This is a genomic window from Pseudomonas sp. S2_A05, assembly GCF_054668485.1.
Genome location: NZ_CP162775.1, coordinates 1709704 through 1726976 on the forward strand (window position 1 = coordinate 1709704; position 17273 = coordinate 1726976).

At 59.8% G+C, this 17273-nt stretch carries 13 protein-coding genes and 1 pseudogene; 3 read left to right on the forward strand and 11 right to left on the reverse strand.

From position 1 onward, the window contains the following. Positions 1 to 526 precede the first annotated feature (526 nt). From AB4O12_RS07940 to AB4O12_RS07960, 5 genes are all read right to left on the reverse strand, one after another. Positions 527 to 1480 (reverse strand): D-2-hydroxyacid dehydrogenase family protein, encoded by a 954-nt coding sequence (locus AB4O12_RS07940; RefSeq protein WP_460061228.1) that lies wholly within the window; start codon positions 1478 to 1480, stop codon positions 527 to 529. 12 nt (positions 1481 to 1492) lie between these two features. Further along, positions 1493 to 2539: an alpha/beta fold hydrolase gene (locus AB4O12_RS07945; protein WP_095179961.1), complete on the reverse strand. Its 1047-nt coding sequence runs from the start codon at positions 2537 to 2539 to the stop codon at positions 1493 to 1495. A gap of 86 nt (positions 2540 to 2625) precedes the next feature. Continuing rightward, positions 2626 to 3060 (reverse strand): YqaA family protein, encoded by a 435-nt coding sequence (locus tag AB4O12_RS07950; protein ID WP_460061230.1) that lies wholly within the window; start codon positions 3058 to 3060, stop codon positions 2626 to 2628. Beyond that, entirely contained in the window at positions 3060 to 3506 is a 447-nt protein-coding gene (locus tag AB4O12_RS07955; RefSeq protein ID WP_041480975.1) for a DUF411 domain-containing protein, read from the reverse strand. Before AB4O12_RS07955 ends, AB4O12_RS07950 begins: the two co-directional genes overlap by 1 nt. Positions 3507 to 3746: 240 nt before the next feature. Beyond that, the gene (locus AB4O12_RS07960; protein ID WP_460061234.1) at positions 3747 to 5738 is read right to left on the reverse strand and encodes a methyl-accepting chemotaxis protein; all 1992 of its coding nucleotides are present in this window, start codon (positions 5736 to 5738) and stop codon (positions 3747 to 3749) included. A 353-nt stretch (positions 5739 to 6091) separates the two neighbouring features. Here AB4O12_RS07960 and AB4O12_RS07965 point away from each other — a divergent pair, with 353 nt between their 5' ends. Continuing rightward, a complete protein-coding gene (locus tag AB4O12_RS07965; RefSeq protein WP_460061236.1) occupies positions 6092 to 6619 on the forward strand; it encodes a hypothetical protein in 528 nt (175 codons plus the stop codon). Positions 6620 to 6664: 45 nt separating this feature from the next. Here the strand turns inward: AB4O12_RS07965 and AB4O12_RS07970 are convergent, their stop codons facing one another. From AB4O12_RS07970 to AB4O12_RS07990, 5 genes and pseudogenes are all read right to left on the reverse strand, one after another. Continuing rightward, a complete protein-coding gene (locus tag AB4O12_RS07970) occupies positions 6665 to 7600 on the reverse strand; it encodes a GNAT family N-acetyltransferase (protein WP_460061239.1) in 936 nt (311 codons plus the stop codon). Continuing rightward, positions 7569 to 8879, reverse strand: coding sequence for a phenylacetate--CoA ligase family protein (locus AB4O12_RS07975; protein WP_457263223.1), 1311 nt, complete (start codon positions 8877 to 8879; stop codon positions 7569 to 7571). Before AB4O12_RS07975 ends, AB4O12_RS07970 begins: the two co-directional genes overlap by 32 nt. Before the next feature lie 43 nt (positions 8880 to 8922). Further along, positions 8923 to 11326: pseudogene (locus AB4O12_RS07980) on the reverse strand (aldehyde dehydrogenase family protein). A gap of 1 nt (position 11327) precedes the next feature. Continuing rightward, positions 11328 to 12458: a LuxE/PaaK family acyltransferase gene (locus AB4O12_RS07985; RefSeq protein ID WP_353187711.1), complete on the reverse strand. Its 1131-nt coding sequence runs from the start codon at positions 12456 to 12458 to the stop codon at positions 11328 to 11330. 9 nt (positions 12459 to 12467) lie between these two features. Next, positions 12468 to 13715 (reverse strand): MFS transporter, encoded by a 1248-nt coding sequence (locus AB4O12_RS07990; RefSeq protein WP_315435037.1) that lies wholly within the window; start codon positions 13713 to 13715, stop codon positions 12468 to 12470. A gap of 358 nt (positions 13716 to 14073) precedes the next feature. Here AB4O12_RS07990 and AB4O12_RS07995 point away from each other — a divergent pair, with 358 nt between their 5' ends. Beyond that, positions 14074 to 14262 carry a hypothetical protein gene (locus tag AB4O12_RS07995; RefSeq protein WP_460061243.1) on the forward strand — a complete coding sequence of 63 codons (189 nt, stop codon included), beginning with the start codon at positions 14074 to 14076 and terminating at the stop codon, positions 14260 to 14262. A gap of 9 nt (positions 14263 to 14271) precedes the next feature. On the opposite strand, the gene AB4O12_RS08000 is transcribed toward AB4O12_RS07995, so the two are convergent. Further along, the gene (locus AB4O12_RS08000) at positions 14272 to 14649 is read right to left on the reverse strand and encodes a fe2+ zn2+ uptake regulation protein (protein WP_024012892.1); all 378 of its coding nucleotides are present in this window, start codon (positions 14647 to 14649) and stop codon (positions 14272 to 14274) included. A gap of 244 nt (positions 14650 to 14893) precedes the next feature. Here AB4O12_RS08000 and pvdQ point away from each other — a divergent pair, with 244 nt between their 5' ends. After that, on the forward strand, positions 14894 to 17233 hold the full coding sequence (pvdQ, locus tag AB4O12_RS08005) for a bifunctional acylase PvdQ (RefSeq protein WP_460061246.1): 2340 nt from the start codon (positions 14894 to 14896) through the stop codon (positions 17231 to 17233). Positions 17234 to 17273: the final 40 nt, after the last annotated feature.

Sequence of the window (17273 nt, forward strand, 5' to 3'; positions counted from 1 at the left end):
GCCGGGCGCAAAGGCGCCACGCATCGGTGAGCAAATGCTGACCCAACACGCGCAAGCAGAATGGGTGGTGAGGCCGTTGCAAGGATTACACCAGTCGCTTTCGCCCAGTTGTTCTGATGACCTGTGGCGTGAAGCAAAAGTTTCGACTTTTTTTCGTCGGTATGACCGAGTGGTTTGGCCACTGAAAAATCAGTCTAGGCCAGATCCTAGAGCGGGTCGGGGCAAATGGGTAAATTGTTCGACAATCGGTTGTGTCGGGATGTAAGCGAGGGTTCAGGAGGGGAAACGCTCCGACGAAGGGCATGTTTTTCGGTCGGAGTGGACCAAAACAGTGACTGGGCAGTCACGGTTTTGTGCTAAGGGATGGGCGAGTTGCACCGTTGTGGTGCGAGCGTATTGCAGAGTGGAATCTGAGATGACCTCTTCGCGAGCAGGCTCGCTCCCACATTGGACCGCGTACAACCTGTGGGAGCGAGGCTGCTCGCGAAGAGGGCGGTTGAAGCAAATGAAGTTTAAAGTGATGGACTCAGTTCAACAGACGCACCGGCTCCCCAGCTGCCCAACCCCGAATATCCTCGATCATCTGCCGGAAGAACTGCTCGTAATTCTGCCGACTGACATACCCCACATGCGGCGTGGCGAGGACATTGTCCAGCGTGCGAAACGGGTGCAGGGCCGGCAACGGCTCTTGCTCGAATACGTCCAGCGCTGCTCCGGCAATGCGCCGTTTCTGTAGCGCCTTGATCAACGCGGTTTCATCGACGATCGGCCCGCGTGCGGTGTTGACCAGCAATGCGGTCGGTTTCATCCAGTCCAGCGCCTGGGCATCGACCAGACCGCGACTGCGTTCGCTGAGCACCAGATGCACGGACAGCACGTCGGCCTGCTCGAACAGTTGCTGCTTGCTGACGTACGTCACGCCGGCCTGTTCAGCGCGTTCGGCGGTGAGGTTTTCGCTCCAGGCGATCACCCGCATGCCGAACACCTGACCGAACTGCGCGACCCGCTGGCCGATGCTGCCCAAACCGAGAATACCCAGCGTCTTGCCGTGCAGATCGCCGCCGAGGCCCTGCTGCCACTGGCCGGCCCGCAGGGCATTGGCTTCCTTCACCAGATCACGGGTGGCCGCCATGATCAGCGCCCAGGTGAGTTCCGGCGCGGCGTGTTTGTAGCTATCGGTGCCGCAGACCTTGATGCCCAGCGCTGCTGCGGCCGACATGTCCAGCGCGGCATTGCGCATGCCGCCGGTGGCCAGCAACTTCAGATTGGGCAAGCGCCCGAGCAAATCGGCGTCGAAGCGCGTGCGTTCGCGCATGACGCAGATCACCTCGTACTTGCCAAGGCGCTCGGCCAGTGTGGCGTTGTCGGCCGGGTAATCATGCACAAAGGTCACTTCACCGATGCTCTCCAGCACGGACCAGTCGACCACGTCGCGGGCCACGTCTTGCCAGTCATCGATCACTGCAATCTGCACCGTCATCGGCTTGCCTCATCAAGGAGCGGAAGGAGTCTTGCCCAGCCAGCCGAGCAGCGCCTGATGGAATTTCTCCGGTTCTTCCATTTGCGGCGCATGACCCATGCCCGGGAATTCAATCAGCGTTGACTGCGGAATCAGCTTGGCGACCTGCTTGCCAAGCACCTCGTAATGACCGATTTTGGCTTTCACTTCCGGCGGCGCGAGGTCCTTGCCGATGGCGGTGGTGTCGGAGGTGCCGATCAGCAACAGGGTCGGCATCTTCAGGTCTTTGAACTCGTAGTACACCGGCTGGGTGAAGATCATGTCGTAGATCAGCGCCGAGTTCCACGCGACCTGGGTCTTGCCCGGACCGTTGCTCAGGCCGGCGAGCATGTCGACCCAACGATCGAATTCCGGCTTCCAGCGGCCGTCGTAATAGGTGGTGCGCTCATAGTCGCGAATGCCCTTGGCCGTGACCTTCAATTCGCGCTGATACCATTGATCGACGGTGCGATACGGAACGCCGAGGGCTTTCCAGTCTTCCAGACCGATCGGGTTGACCATTGCCAGTTGATCGACCTGCTCAGGGAACAGCAGCGCATAACGGGTGGCGAGCATGCCGCCGGTGGAGTGGCCGAGCACAGTGGCTTTCTGAATGCCCAACGCCTTGAGCAATTGCTGGGTGTTGGTCGCCAGTTGCTGGAAGCTGTACTGATAGTGCTCAGGTTTGCTGGAGGTGCAGAAACCGATCTGGTCCGGCGCGATCACACGGTAGCCGGCGTCGCTCAATGCCTTGATCGAACTGTCCCAGGTCGCTGCGCAGAAATTCTTGCCGTGCATCAGCACCACGGTGCGGCCGTTGGCCTTGCCATTGGCGGCGACGTCCATGTAACCCATTTGCAGTTTCTGGCCCTGGGATTCGAAGGCGAAGTGTTTAAGCGTGTAGGGGTATTGGAAGCCTTGCAGCTCCGGGCCGTAGGCAGGCCCTTCGGCGGGGGCGGTTTCAGTGGCTGCGTGCGCCATTAATGGCAAGGCAGCGCTGAGGACGAGGCCGGGCAGCCAGCGGGAAAGCGTGACGGACATAAGCACAAACTCCTTGAAAATTGGCCGACTCTGGAAGGTCGGGATTACGCCGACGTTAAACAAAGGCAATCACAGGAAGGGTTGGTTCAACCGAGCCAGCCAAGTGTCAGCAGGGCCAGCACGCCATAGCGCGCGCCTTTGGCCAGGGTGACGATCAACAGAAAGCGCCCGAGCGGTTCGCGCATGACGCCGGCAATCAAGGTCAGCGGATCGCCAATCACCGGCAGCCAACTGAGCAGCAGCGACCAATGTCCATAACGCTCGTAGTGCTTGCGCGCCTTGGCCATATGCCCAGGGCTGACCGGAAACCAGCGTCGATCCTGAAACCGCTCGATGCCACGGCCCAGCCACCAGTTGATCAGCGAGCCGAGTACGTTGCCCAGCGTCGCCACCGCAAGCAAACCCCACAGCCAGTAACGCTCGCTGACGATCAAACCGACCAGCAGCGCCTCGGATTGCAATGGCAACAACGTCGCCGCACCAAACGCAGCAAAGAACAGGCCGAAGTAAGCCGCACCCATCAACGGGCCGGGTAGTCCGCCACCACCACGTCGGCGCCGTCCTTCTTCAGACCGATCACTTGGTACGCATCGCTCATGCCGTCCATTTCCATGCCCGGCGAGCCCATCGGCATGCCTGGCGCTGCCACACCCAGCAGATCGTCGCGCTTGCTCAACGCAAGCACCTGATCGGCCGGCACATGGCCTTCGACGAATTTGCCATTGATGATCGCCGTGTGGCAGGACGCCAGACGCGGTGGTACGCCGTGCTGCTGTTTGAAGCTGCTCATGTCGCTTTCGACGTGATCTTCGACTTTGAAGCCATTGGCTTCGAGATGGCTGATCCACTTTTTGCAGCAGCCGCAATTGGCATCGCGGTGCACTTCGATCGGGATCAGTTCGGCGGCTTGCGCCAGGGAGGAGATGAACAGGGCGCTCAGGGCGAGCAGACGCAGTTGGCTTCGCATGGGAATGGGCTCTCGACTCGGTGAAGGTCAGCAAGAGCGCATTTTGACCGGTTTTTCCATCCCGGCATCAACTGAGTGTTTCCAGTTGCTACAAGACAGCCGAACCAATGTGGGAGCGAGCCTGCTCGCGAATGCGGTTGACCAGCCGCAGATACAGTGACTGAAAAATCGCTTTCGCGAGCAGGCTCGCTCCCACAGGGGATTGGTGTAAAGGCCAAAATCCCCGTGGTCGCGGTTGGCTCAAATAACCTTGAACCGCCCCATGATCGCGCTCACGCGGCTATTGGCTTCGAGCAACTGGCGGGTATTCAGCTCGCTGGCCTGGCCGCTCTGCACCAGTTCATCGACCATGTGGCGAATCTGCACCATGCTGCGGTTGATCTCTTCGGTCACTGCGCTTTGCTGTTCGGCGGCGGTGGCGATCTGCGTGCTGAGGCTGTTGATATGGCTGACCGAACCGGCCATTTCGTCCAGCCCCGAGTTGACTCGGGCGGTGGCGTCAGCAGCGGACTGGCAACTGGCCTGGGTGTTTTCCATGGCGCTGACCGACGAACTCACGCCTTGGGTCAGACGGGTCAACATTTCGTTGATTTCCGAGGTGCTGGCCTGAGTGCGGGCGGCGAGGGCGCGGACTTCATCCGCCACCACCGCAAAGCCGCGACCCTGTTCACCGGCCCGGGCCGCTTCAATCGCGGCGTTGAGGGCGAGCAGATTGGTCTGGCCGGCAATCGCGCCGATGACGCCGAGGATTTCGGTGATGCGCTGGGCGTCCTGCTGCATGTTTTCAACTTTGTGTGTAGCGCTGGCCACTTCGTCGATCAGCGCGACCACGCTGTTGGTCGCTTCACCCACCACGACGCGCGAGCGGTCTGCGTTCTCATTGGCACGCTGGGTGAATGCAGCGGTTTCAGCGGCGTTTTGCGCGACGCTTTCAGCAGTCGAGCTCATTTCGTTGATGGCGGTGACGGTCTGATCGGTTTCCGAAGCGTGACGCAGCAGAATCTGGCCGGTATGTGCCGAGGTGCGCTGCAGGTTGTCGAGGCTGGAAGCCATGGCGCCGGTGGCCTGGGTGACTTCGCCGATCATGTTCTGCAGATAGGCGATGAAGGTGTTGACCGAGTGACCGATGGCGCCCAGTTCGTCTTCGGCGCGAATGGTGATTCGGCGGGTCAGATCGGCGTCTCCGCTGGACAGCGAGTCAATGTTGGCCTTCAGCGCTTTCATGCGCAGCACCAGCTTACGAATCGCGTAAACCTGCAACAGCACCAGCAGGATCACCAGCGGAATCTGGATCAGGCTGAGGCTATGGAGCACGTCATCGCGCTGGGCAGTGAGCATCTTGGTCGGCAGGGCGGTGGCGAGGAACCACGGTGTGCCCTCGATAGGGCGCATGAAGAAGGTGGCATCTTCACCGTTGTTATCGAACTCGACGCGTTGCGCTGTATCGCGATTCTGCAGGCCGGTCTTGATCTGATTGACGAAGGTCGAGCTGGCCGCCAGTTCGCTGATGTTTTTCAGCACGATCGGGCCGCTGATGCGCGAGCTGTTGCTGATGATCTTGCCGTCCGCCTCGACGATGAGCATTTCGGCGTTGAGGTCTTTTTCCTTGCGCGCCACCAGGTCGTTGAAGAAGCCCAGGGTCACGTCGATGGTCGAAACGCCCCAGGCGCTGCCGTTCTTGTAGATCGCCATGGCGCAGTTGGTGCGCGGCTCGGCACTGGCGTCGTCTTTATAGGCAGCGGCCCACGCGCACTGGCCGCGCGGAGTGGCCATGCCGCCCTTGTGCCAGCTCTGGTCGTAATAGTTTGGCGCCGCATCGCTGTTCCAGAACGTGTTGACCTTGAGTTGGCCAGAGGCGTCACGGTGCCAGAAAGTGCTGAATTTGTTACGCCCGGCTTCGCGCTGGCCCGGCAACGGCCAGATACCGCCGCCAAAGACTTTCAGTTCGCCATACTGATCCACCAGCCCTGGCAGCACCACGTCGATGGCGGCGCTGTCGAGCAGCGGGATAGTCTGGGTGATGCTGCGTTGCTGCGCCTGGACCTTGTTCAGTTCGCCCTGGATCTGCACGGCGACTTCGGCGATGCGGTTGAGCACGACCTTCTCTTCGGTATCGCGCAGGGTCGGTGCCACCAGTTGGCTGATGCCGACCACGGTCAGTACGGACAACAGCAGGATGAACAGAATCAGAAACAGCGTGTAGCGAGCCTGAATAGTGCGCAGTGCGGGCATGGAACTGATCCTTGAGCGGCTTTTTTGTTGGAGGGCAGGAATAAAACAGGGCGGGTATCACAGCGTATCGTCGTTGCGGGCCGAAGCTTTAGGTGCTTGCGCGCCGAAACAACGCTGGGCGATGACCGGTTGGTATCGGGATGGGTACAAACCCCCGGATCGCCACGTTTGTTACATCAAGATGACGGCTCTGAACCAATGTTTACGGGATGCAGGCTTGTGTCACGAATGTACGAGATTTGTAAAAAAGCGCACAAAAGACTTGGTGCGATCAGGCGCATCGGCCGATACTCGCGCCCATTCAATTGGTTGGAACAAGGACATTTCATGCTCACCGCACAAGGAATCCTCGCATGACGATCGGCTATACCGGCGCCTGGGAAAGCAAGGCAGGCGTAATGGTCCGTGATACCGGCGCGAAAAAGCAGGTTTCGCAGAGCGTCAAAGTGCAGCAGATGCTGACGCGGGTCGGCAACGATCCGAATGCGCTGAATGTGGCGGAGATGGATAAGCAGGGTTTGCGCAAGCAGATCAAGGGCTTCGACCCGGCCAACGTTTCCGTCAAGCAGTTGGGCAACCTCAGCGAATTCCTGCGCGGGCGCGGCCTGATTTCCGAGATCACCTCGATCACTTTGCTCAATGCCGGCGACAAATTCGACCGCTTCGGCGTGCAGAAAGACCCGGAGGCGAAGTTCAACGCGCTGGAATATTTCGCCACTCAGCTCGATGCCATCCAGACCAACAGTCTCAATGGCAATTACTACGGCAAGAGCCTGATCCCCGAATTCAAGAAAGCCATTTACGTCCTGCAGAATCTCAAGACCTATGGCGAAGGCAATGCGGCAGTTCCGTCCGACAAAGGCCTGAAGGCAAAGGCGTAACGTCTGCTGATGATGCCCGCTCATCCGTGTGCGGGCTCATGCTGTTTACGCCGCCGGCACGGCTTTCCGAGTGATGTGACGTTGTGCCTGGTCATGCAACTGCTGCATGTGCGGACAATGCAATGTCAGCCTGCGCGTGCGGTAGCCACGATGAAACAGCGCCAGCCATCCCCCTCGATTATCCTGTGCAGGCGCCAGGCCGGTGAAAGCAAAACCGATGGCGTTGAGGCTGTGCAGATCCACGGCAAACTGTCGCGAAAGCTGTAGACGAATCGAAACCAGCCAATGCCCGGGCAGTGATCGCAACTGGTCGAGCAGTTCCGGATTGAGTTTTTCCAGCCACATTTCATGGCGGCTGCCGTGCTGCTGGACCTGAACCGAAGCTCCGCGCCAGCGTCCTGCATCAGCCCCGACGCCGAACACAGCGCTCAGACGCTCCATCAAGGGGCGGCAACTGGCTGGCCATGCCTGTTCTGGCAATGGCCGTTGATAGCCATCGATAGCACGTACACCCAACACGATCGACTCGGTTTTTTTGCAGCCAAAGGGTGAGCGGACATAGTCCGGCAACAATCCAGTGTTGTGAAAACCGAGGTTGATAGCCATGCGTTGGGTGTAAGGGTGATGGGTGACCTGTTTGATCGAGACGCTGCGACAACCCAACGCCTGCGCATGAGTCAGCAGTTGTCCGCCCAGCCGCGTGGCAATGTTCTTTCCACGGGTATCGGGATGTACGACGCTCAAGGCCAGTTCGGCATCGTGCGAGCTTTCGCTTTGCCGATACAAAGTGGCATGACCAAGAATCCGCTCACCCTCCACTGCAACCAGTGAATGCCAGCGTTTGTCGGCGTGGTTCTGATTGATCAGGCAGGGCATGTAAACGTCGGTTTGCACGTAATGATCACCGTAGACCTCGCGAAACAGCTGGCTGACGGCCTTGGCGTCGGTGTCACGGTAATTGCGCAGAATCAACGACTCCATCACGCACCTCCCGCTCTTCCTGGTCATAGCAGCGCAAGTCGACGATCCGCAGGCTTTTCCCTGCGCGAGGATGGCGCGCCAAGTCCTCAAACCGGCAACTCTTGATGCGCAGCTCCAATAACCGCTCAGCCCGCAGTTGCGCGATCGGCGGGTACAGTTCGATCAAGCGGGCCTCAAGTTTCTCGTCGATGAGCGCCGATCGTTCGATGACTGCGTATTTCAACGTCAAGACATCAGCGCTGTTGGCTTGTTCGATCAGCAATTGCCAATCGTCGCTGCCAGTAATGCTCCGTACGCTTTCGCTGATTTCATCGGTCATCAGCGACAGAATGCCGACCCGCACCCGCTGGCTATTGCCGCTGCGTCCTCTCAGGGCGAATTTGCGTCGTGCAGTGCCCGGCGGTTCGCGCCAGCACGCTAGATCTCCGACGGGATAGCGGATCAGCGGCATCAAGCGGCGATGCAGATTGGTCAATACGAGCAGACCGGTTTGATTGCAGGCCTCGATCGTTGCGCCGCTGTGCTGATCGACAATCTCCAACAGGACGTGACCGTCGGGTGTGCGATGTTCTCCTTCGATGCAGTCAGGATGACTGGCGCCAATGAATCCGCCATCGACGCTGGCGTAGCCGATCGAGGCAATGCGCGCGTTGGGCAGCACTTGCTCAAGGAGCTGGCGTTGTGAGGCAAACAGGCTCTCCCCGCCGTAAAGCACACTATCAACCAGGGGCAACGTAAGGCCGCGTTGTTTGAGCCAACTGGCGAAAGTCAGTAATTGCGCGGGCACGCCAGCCAGTACATTGATTCGATGCTGGTTGATGGCGTCGGCCAACTTCGGTGGATCAACCTCGCCGGTAAACGGAAACTCGCTGACAGCTGTTTGAACATGGGCGAGTGAGTCATGAATAAACACAAAACTGGCGTAGAGGTCGCCAGCGAAAAACAGGTTGGCGACACGGTCCCCGGGGCTGAACTGCTCGCTCAGACTGCGGCCGAAATCTTCCACCGTGCGCTGCCATTCCGTGCGGGCATACACGGACAGCCTGCCACCGCCGGTTGATCCACCGGTCTTGAACACCAAGGCGTGCCCAATGGGGGCCGTCAGGACCGGCCATTGCGCGAGATCCGCGCTGTCTTTCCAGAAGTCTGCCGGATCAAGCAGTGGCAGTTCGCACAGTGAACTTATCGCCTCGGGGATGTTGGCGAGACTGTTCTTGTAGTAGGGCGAATGCTCACGGGCGAAACCCGTTAATTCGCTAATCGAGTCGGTTGTTTTCACGGTGTGTTCTTCTTGATTCGAATGAGCCAGCTCACGGCAAGCGTCAGCGGCGGGAGTCAATGACCAGCGGCGTCTTGCCACTGTGTTTGTTTCGAACGAAGTGTTCGGGCGAGCATTGCTCGATCTGCAGCACCAGCAATCCGCTGTCGATGATGGTCGTCAGGGTCAGGTAATCGGCGAGACGTGTTTCAACGGTGGCGGCTGTAAGTTCGCAATGCAGTTGCATGCGCTCGACGCCCTCGGCGCTGTGGTCCAGATGCAACTGAAACGGCACTTGCAGCCGTGACGCCAATTCGCTCAGGGAGATAAAGTCAGTGCCGATACGCAACAACTTGCCGTGGCGTTGCAACAGTTCAAAGCGGGGCGACTTCAGCCCGCAGGCGCAGACGCCCGGGAGCCAGCGTCCGCTGTCGCCAATCTCATAACGCTGCACGCGCTGACCACCCTCGCGGGCGAGCGAGGTCACCAGCAGCCGGCCCACCTGATCATCCGCCACCGGCACATCCTCATCGAACGCGACAATCTCCAACTGCTGGATCTCGCTCATCAGATGGAAAACCCCATCCGCCGAATCCTCGCAGGCATGCCCAAGCGGACCGGCGTCGACGCTGCCGTAAATCGCCGAGCGAATGGTCGAGACGCCACAACTGCGCAGCAATTCACGGTTCTGCTCGCTCAGGTGCTCGCCACCGAGAAAGACCTTTTCGACTCCGGCATAAGCACGCAGACGCTCCTGTTGACTGAGGAACAGACGATGCAGGGTGCCGGGCATACCGACCAGCACGTTGACCCGTTGGTCGATGATCAATTGGGCAATCTCCCGATAATCGTCATCAGCAGGGGCGGCCATGGGCAGGTGCGTCACCTCGAGCAGTTCCAGCGTTTTGCTGAAGCTGAGAAAGCCGCCGTACAGCCCGCCACAGAAGAACAGGTTCATGACTCGGTCTTGTGCTGGATCCAGACCGGCAGCGAACAGGCCATCAGCGGTCGCGCGCATCTGCCGATCAAAGTCGCGATAGCTGTAGCCGGCCAGAGCAGGGGTGCCGCTGCTGCCTCCAGAGCGGAAATACAACTGCGCCTGATCGTTGATGGGCTGGGCGACGAAGGCTTCTTTGTCCATGATCGCAGCGCACGGCGTCGCCGCTGATGGTGCTGGATCGAGACTGGCCTGATTCGGCAGTTGCATGGCCGCCAGACTCACCGATACCCGTCGACTCAAACGTTGCAGCGCATAGACGCCATCATGGGGTTCACCCTCGTACCCCTCGTGAATGTTGCCGATCGGTGCGATCCGCGTGACTCCGGCAGCGATCAACGCATGGGTAAGCTCGACAATCTGCGGTTGTGCGCATATCAGCGCACAGCTTTGCAGGACGTTGCGCCACGGCAATAAGGTGGCGGGCAGCAGCGCCTGCGGCACCGGGTGCAGCAATACGCTGCGAAACAGCGGCGAAGGTGCGAGTTGCCGATCATGGCTCCAGATCACCCGCCAGCCTGGGCCGTGCCAGACTTGCCCGGTGTGACCGGCAAAACTCTGACCGAGGCGGGCCATCTGCGTGTGCGTGGTAATTTGCGCAGCTTCCTGGCGTGTCGGCACCAGTGCCGGCCACTGTGTGGCGCGTCGTTGCAGGGCCTGCGCCAGGCGTTCACCGATATCGCGCAAGACTTGCGTGTCGTCGCTGTCCACCAACAGCCATTGCGGGCTGGAGCAGGCCTGCTGATCCAGTCGGCAAACTTCGTCGGCGACGGCATCAAGCGTCTCTGGCGTAGCCGATGCAGGAGTGAGATAGACGAAGCTGATGCGGTGCCCCCAATCGATCCAGCGACAACCCGGCGCGAGCTGTTGCCGAATGGCTTGCAAGGCCGCTTCGCCACCCCACGCCGCGACACCATTGGCAGATTTGCATAATCGGCCGATCTGCTCGGTGTTCGCTGGAACCACCGCCACGTGGCCGGCCAGTTGTCCGCTCGCATCGCAGTTCACCAACGCCCTCAACAGTCGCGCCGTCAGGCCTTGATCCGCTGCGGCTGGGGCGCAACCAGTTGACGTTGCCGGCGAGCAGACTTTCCACCACCGCGCAAAAGGCCAGCAGCGGCGCGTTGGCCGGGGTGATGTGCACGACCAGCCCGAGCGGGCGCCAGGCTTCGAAGCGCGGCAGGCGATAATCGATACGGCGCAGGGAGTCGGCAGCGACGCCGAGTTCGCGCTGGCGTTTGATCGTCAAGGCTTCAGGTTGGCAGAAATCGATCAAGGCCTGCCGTTGTTCGCTGTCGAGGGGCAGATCCATGCGCGAGTCACGCAGCAGGTGGGCAAAAACGGTGATCGCCTTGATGACCGTGCTGCTGTCTAGTGACGTCGCCAAGCGCTGGGGCAACTTGTGTTGCAGGTCTTGCAGCGCTTGGTCGAGGCTGTAAATGTCGTGCAGTTGTCCATTTATCAAATACATTTCAGTGACTTCCCAGTAATTCGGCGGCGGCCATCGCGCAGCTTCTGCCGGCCGTGGTGCCGGCGCGGCCGTGCAGTTCGAACCAGTCGCTGGTCAATCCACAGCCGCAACTTGCGCCCGGGTGCAGCGTGGCAAGGTCGCTCATCACCACGGCATGCGCCGGGCTGGATGAGATGTAAGGCGAGACGAAGCCGAGCAGGCCTTGTTGGCCATAGGGCAGCAGGGAAAAATCCGCCGGATCGCGAATCAGCACTCGCGAATACACCGGCACATGAAAGCGGTGACGGGCGCATTCGATGTAAGGCACCGCATGCTCGACAGCGCCGTAACCGTCGCGGCAGCGGGCGGGTTCGATGCCCAATTGCCGATGGATATGGGCATAAAACTGTTGTTTAGGAATTTCCTGCGCAGCCTGGGTTTTCCAGCCGCCGCCAAAAAAGGCCAGCGAACCGGCGGGCAATTGCACATCCTGTACAGCGGTAGCCTGCATGCGTTGCAGGGTCTGCCAGAGAAACGCCGGGAAGCCGAAAATCCTCACCGGCAAACCTTCTTCAGCGAATGACTGCAATGCGGCGATGACACCGAATACGTCGAACTGATGGCCGCTACCGGTGTTGCGCAAGGCGTAAACCACGCGATTGACCGGGGCAAACCGACAGAGAAACTGGTCGGTAAACGAAGTGCCTAGCGTAATGTGACCCTCGGGTTCGTAGCTCAGCAGCAGGTAATTGCACGGCGTATCCGGAGTATCCCAACCGTAATGGCGAAAGATCTGCGCAACCATGAACTGCGCCCGCGCCAGGCTGCGTTCGTCGTAACGCATCCGGCTTTTCTGTCCGCTGGTGCCCGACGAGGTCAGTTCCAGGGCGTCCGCCCCCGTGCTGCTGAGCAGCAAGTGTTGCTTGAAGAAACTGGCAAAGATCGGCGGCAGACGTGACCAGTCATCAAGACTGTCGAGGTCTTGCGGTGCCAGCCCATGGGCGTTGAGCCAATGGGCGTAACCCGGGGTGTGATCGCAGTGAAAGCGGCTGATTTCCTTCATCGCCCGATCAAACAGACCGGGCGCGGCTGAATCCGCGCAATAGGGGTGCTTCAACGCGCACAGCGCGTCGGCATAGGGTAGGTGAGTCATCAGTGTTCCTTACTGAGGCGAGGCCACATCAGCTGTGGTGGTTTGCAGGAGCCGGTAAACCATGGGCAGGCACATCAGCCCGCCGAATGCGGCCCAGAGAGCGAAGTATTCAAGACGGCCGCCGCCACCGATGGCCGCAATCAGCGAACCGCCAAGGCCCATGACGGCGATCGAAATCATGCCGGTCAGCGCCGACACCAGACCTTTGCTGTCGTCGCTGGCAAACAGCGCCAGGCGATACACCGCGGCGTTGCTCATGCCCAGCCCGACGGCGTACAGCGATAAACTCGCCACCACCGGACCAAGCCCCGCGCCGAACAATGCGCACGCGGCCAGAAACAGAAGGCCCAGACAGAACGGCCAGAGCGCCAGTTGAATCAATTGCGTCAGCGAATGAGTCTGCAGCAAGCGGTCGAGAATCAGATTGCCGGCAATCACCGCTGAGAAAACCGGAATCTGCCACAGGCCATATTCCAGCGGCGGCAGTTCCAGCACCCGCACCAGCAGCAACGGTGCCAGGCCTATCCATGTGATCAGGGGCAGACTCATCAGGCCCAGCGCCAGACTGGCGCAGAGAAAACGCGGGTTGCCTAACAACGCGCCATAGCGCCGTGAAGTGCAACGCCAGGAGAAGGGCACACGGGGTGTTCGATGACCATCGCGGCGCTCGACGCCTACGGTTTCCGGCATCCACAGCAACAGACCGAGCCAGACCAGCGCTGCCGTGAATCCCAGCAGCAGAAAGATTTCCCGCCAGCTCAGCCATTCCAGCAACAGGATCCCCAGTAGCGGGCCGAGCAGCGGCGATAACAACGCAACATTGCCGAGCAACGCCATCAGCCTGACGGCGTCCGCTTCACAGAACACCTCCTGTAGCGCCGGATAGCTGACTGCGACGACAAACCCCAGACCCATGCCTTGCAACAGCCGCAACAGGTTGAACGCTCCAATACTGTCGGTGAAAAAAGCTGCCGCGCACGACAATCCGAACAGCGCGCTGCCCGATAACAACAGTGGTCGTCGGCCGTATTGATCGGACAACGGGCCGAGCAACCATTGCAGGCACACGCCACCCAACAGATAGAGATTGAACGCATGGGGAACATGCCGCACGTCCGCGTCGAGGTCGGTGGTGACATCCAGCATCGCTGGCATGATCACATCGCTGGCCATGTAAGTGAGCAGTTCGAAAGCGGTCAGCGCCAGACAGAAACCCGCAACCTGTCTGGGGCCGATATTGATAAGTGTTCTCTGCATGAACATCCCTGTTTATGAGTTATAGGAAGTTCGCATGAGCCTAGGCGCAGACGCACAGCCGACCTAGCCGTTTGCTGCGTCAGCAGATTTCAAAAACTTACGACATGTTTAAAGGATTGGCGCGGCGCGAAAGCTGTTTACCTGGTTGCCATTGCGGCGAAAACAACGATGCCCGCGTCAGTGCGGGCATTGTTTGCGCTGGATCAGGGAGGGCGGGGCATGTCTCAGGGTTGGGTGCCCATGCAGCCAAAAACCTCAGGGGCGGTAACATGAGCACCCGTTTGCTCCGGCGCATCCCCCTCATCCGGGAAACGCTCGGCGCGCAACCGGCTACATTTCAATGTTTCAGGAAACCGCAATGACCCAGAAGCAACGCTTGATTTATCCGATTCTGATCGCTCTGTCGGTACTGGCGATCATGCTGGGCCTGTCCTGGCTGCAGAATGCCGGCATGATCACCGAGAAGACTTTCCAGTACGTGGCAATCGGCGTGGCGGTCGTGGTGGTCGTCATCAACGGCGTGATGCGCCGCAAGGTCAAGCCCTGAAGGCGAGCCTCATTCGTGGTTGAGGACCGCTGCAGCCTGCGGGTGCAGGCTGTAACTCTTGTCGGCGTTGAAGGTGATCACCCCTTCGGCGCACAAGCGTTTAAGCACTTCTCGCACGCTGAGAAACGACAGCGGCACGTCCAGATCGAGCAACTGGCTATGTACGCCACGTACGCCCAGGCGACGATTGCTCTGTGCCGCCACGAGCAGCGCGTCGATGACTTTCAGGCGAATCAGGCTGGTGCGCAGGCCGAAACTCTTCAGTAGCACGCGAATACGCTCATTGCCCGGACGCTCGCCGCGCTGGGTGAAATTGCCGGTGTGCGAACCCATGGAAACGCCCTGTGGCGTCTGGCTACCGTCCGTTGGTAGTTGCGAGTTGTACATGCGATTACTCCTTTTCAGAGCCAGATCGCGGAAAGGTTTTGTTGCGCTCTCTAAACAAGACGTTTCAGCACGACAAATCATGAAAGAAAAGATGTAGAAATTTCGTCGCTAATTCGTCTCAGCCTTGTGATGACGGCATTGCCTCAATGGGCTACCCGCTAAATTTTTTCCTTCAGCTTCGTTTCTTCGACAGGCTCATTGCGCGTGGACGCAGGGGCAATCGACCTTTCGATCAGGAGCAAGCGTGATTATTTCCAGGCAACTCACCGGGCTGGCCCTCGCCAGCACCTTGTTCGGACTGAGCCTGTCGGCCCATGCACTGAGCCCGGCTGCACAAACCAGCGCCGATATTCGCCGCACCAGTTTCGGCGTGCCGCACATTCGCGCTGAAAACGAGCGCGGTCTGGGTCTCGGCATCGGTTACGCCTACGCCCAGGACAATCTGTGCCTGCTGGCCAACGAGATCGTCACGGTCAATGGTCAGCGCTCCCAATATTTCGGCCCGGAGCAGTTCACTGTTGAACAACGGCAAAACCGCGTCAGTGATGTGTTCTTCACCTGGCTCAATACCCCTGAAGCGGTCGAAACCTTCTGGCAGGCGCAACCGACGCAGGTCCGCGACCTGGTCGAGGGATATGCCGCCGGTTACAACCGCTATCTGGCTGAACGCCGTCAGCAAGGGTTGCCGCAGCAATGCCAGGGCGAGTGGGTACGTGACATCAGCGCCGAGGATCTGGTCAAACTGACGCGGCGCCTGTTGGTTGAAGGTGGGGTGGGGCAGTTCGCCGAAGCCCTTGCTGGCGCGACGCCGCCGCAAGCGACCGCGCAGGTGAAGCGCGACACCGAGGCGTTCCAGTTGGCCGACGCGCGCCAGCAACGTTTCGCCCTGGATCGCGGCAGCAACGCCGTGGCGGTCGGCAGCGAGCGCTCGTTCAATGGCCGTGGCATGTTGCTGGCCAACCCGCATTTCCCATGGGTCGGGGGGATGCGCTTTTATCAGATGCACCTGACCATCCCCGGCAAGCTTGATGTGATGGGCGCCGCTTTGCCGGGATTGCCGATGATCAATATCGGTTTCAACCAGCATCTGGCCTGGACCCACACCGTCGATTCGTCGAAACACTTCACCTTGTATCGCCTGCAACTTGATCCAAAGGATCCGACTCGGTATTTGCTCGATGGCAAGTCGCTGCCGCTGAACAAACAGACGGTTGCCGTGCAGGTCAAGCAGGCTGACGGGCAGGTCGTAGCGGTTGCGCGCGACATCTACAGCTCGCAGTTCGGCCCGATCGTGCAATGGCCGGGCAAGCTCGACTGGGACAGGCAATATGCCTACAGCTTGCGCGATGCCAACCTCGACAACGACCGCGTGCTCGAACAGTGGTATGCGATGAACCAGGCCAGCAATCTCAAGGATCTGCAAGACGCGGTGCACAAGATCCAGGGCATTCCGTGGGTCAACACCCTGGCAGTGGATGACAAGGGCCAGACGCTGTACATGAACCTGTCGGTGGTACCGAACGTAAGCGCGGAAAAACTGGCCAAGTGCAGCGACCCACGCCTCGGTCTGCGCATGATCGTGCTGGACGGTTCCAACAGCGGCTGTGCCTGGGATGTCGATCCGCACGCGGCGCAGAAGGGCATCTTCGCTTCCAGCCAGTTGCCGCAATTGCTGCGCAGGGATTTCGTTCAGCACTCCAATGATTCGGCATGGCTGGCCAACCCGGCTCAACCGCTCACCGGCTATTCACCGCTGATCAGTCAGGAAGGACAACCGCTGGGCCTGCGCTCACGATTCGCGCTTGATCGTTTGGGTGAACTGAGCAAGAAAGGCCCGCTGGCAGTCAAGGATCTGCAGCACATGGTCATGGACGATCAGGTCTATCTGGCCGCGCAGGTCATGCCCGATCTGCGGAAGTTCTGCGGCGCCGATCTGGGCAGCGATGCCGCGACACTCAAGTCTGCGTGCGCCAGCCTCAAAGCCTGGGACGGCCGCGCAAATCTGGATTCCGGGCTCGGTCTGGTGCATTTTCAGAACATCATGCAGGCGCTGCTTGAATCAGCGGATATCTGGCGTGTTGCATTCAATCCGGCAGATGCGCAACACACTCCTCGCGGCCTGGCAGTCGAACAACCTGCCGTCGCCAAAGCACTGCGTGAAGCGATGCTCGCGTCGGTTGAGCGGGTCGCAAAAATGGGCCTGAAACCCGACACGCGCTGGGGTGATGTCCAGGTGGTCAGCAGCGGCGGGCAGCAAACGCCGATTCATGGCGGGCCGGGGACGCTGGGCATCTACAACGCGATGCAAAGCGTGCCCCGCGAAGACGGCAAACTTGAAGTGGTCAGCGGCACCAGCTATCTGCAAGTTGTGAGCTTCGATGAAAAAGGCCCGCACGCCCAAGGGCTGCTGGCGTTCTCGTTATCCAGTGATCCGATGTCGAAATACTCGCGGGATCAGACTGCTGCATTTTCGAAGAAGCAGTGGAGTGTTCTGCCGTTCACCGAACAGCAGATCCAGGCGGATCCGCAATATCAGGTGCAGACGATCAAGCAGGATCAGGCAGGGAAGGTGGCAGCGCAGTAAAACAGTCACAGCTCGAAACAAACGAAGGCCGCCTCCCGCA

Bases quoted from the DNA above. Each gene is read 5' to 3' on its own strand.
- AB4O12_RS07940 (WP_460061228.1), bottom strand. From the start codon at position 1,480: ATGACGGTGCAGATTGCAGTGATCGATGACTGGCAAGACGTGGCCCGC.
- AB4O12_RS07945 (WP_095179961.1), bottom strand. From the start codon at position 2,539: ATGTCCGTCACGCTTTCCCGCTGGCTGCCCGGCCTCGTCCTCAGCGCT.
- AB4O12_RS07950 (WP_460061230.1), bottom strand. From the start codon at position 3,060: ATGGGTGCGGCTTACTTCGGCCTGTTCTTTGCTGCGTTTGGTGCGGCG.
- AB4O12_RS07955 (WP_041480975.1), bottom strand. From the start codon at position 3,506: ATGCGAAGCCAACTGCGTCTGCTCGCCCTGAGCGCCCTGTTCATCTCC.
- AB4O12_RS07960 (WP_460061234.1), bottom strand. From the start codon at position 5,738: ATGCCCGCACTGCGCACTATTCAGGCTCGCTACACGCTGTTTCTGATT.
- AB4O12_RS07965 (WP_460061236.1), top strand. From the start codon at position 6,092: ATGACGATCGGCTATACCGGCGCCTGGGAAAGCAAGGCAGGCGTAATG.
- AB4O12_RS07970 (WP_460061239.1), bottom strand. From the start codon at position 7,600: ATGGAGTCGTTGATTCTGCGCAATTACCGTGACACCGACGCCAAGGCC.
- AB4O12_RS07985 (WP_353187711.1), bottom strand. From the start codon at position 12,458: ATGACTCACCTACCCTATGCCGACGCGCTGTGCGCGTTGAAGCACCCC.
- AB4O12_RS07990 (WP_315435037.1), bottom strand. From the start codon at position 13,715: ATGCAGAGAACACTTATCAATATCGGCCCCAGACAGGTTGCGGGTTTC.
- AB4O12_RS07995 (WP_460061243.1), top strand. From the start codon at position 14,074: ATGACCCAGAAGCAACGCTTGATTTATCCGATTCTGATCGCTCTGTCG.
- AB4O12_RS08000 (WP_024012892.1), bottom strand. From the start codon at position 14,649: ATGTACAACTCGCAACTACCAACGGACGGTAGCCAGACGCCACAGGGC.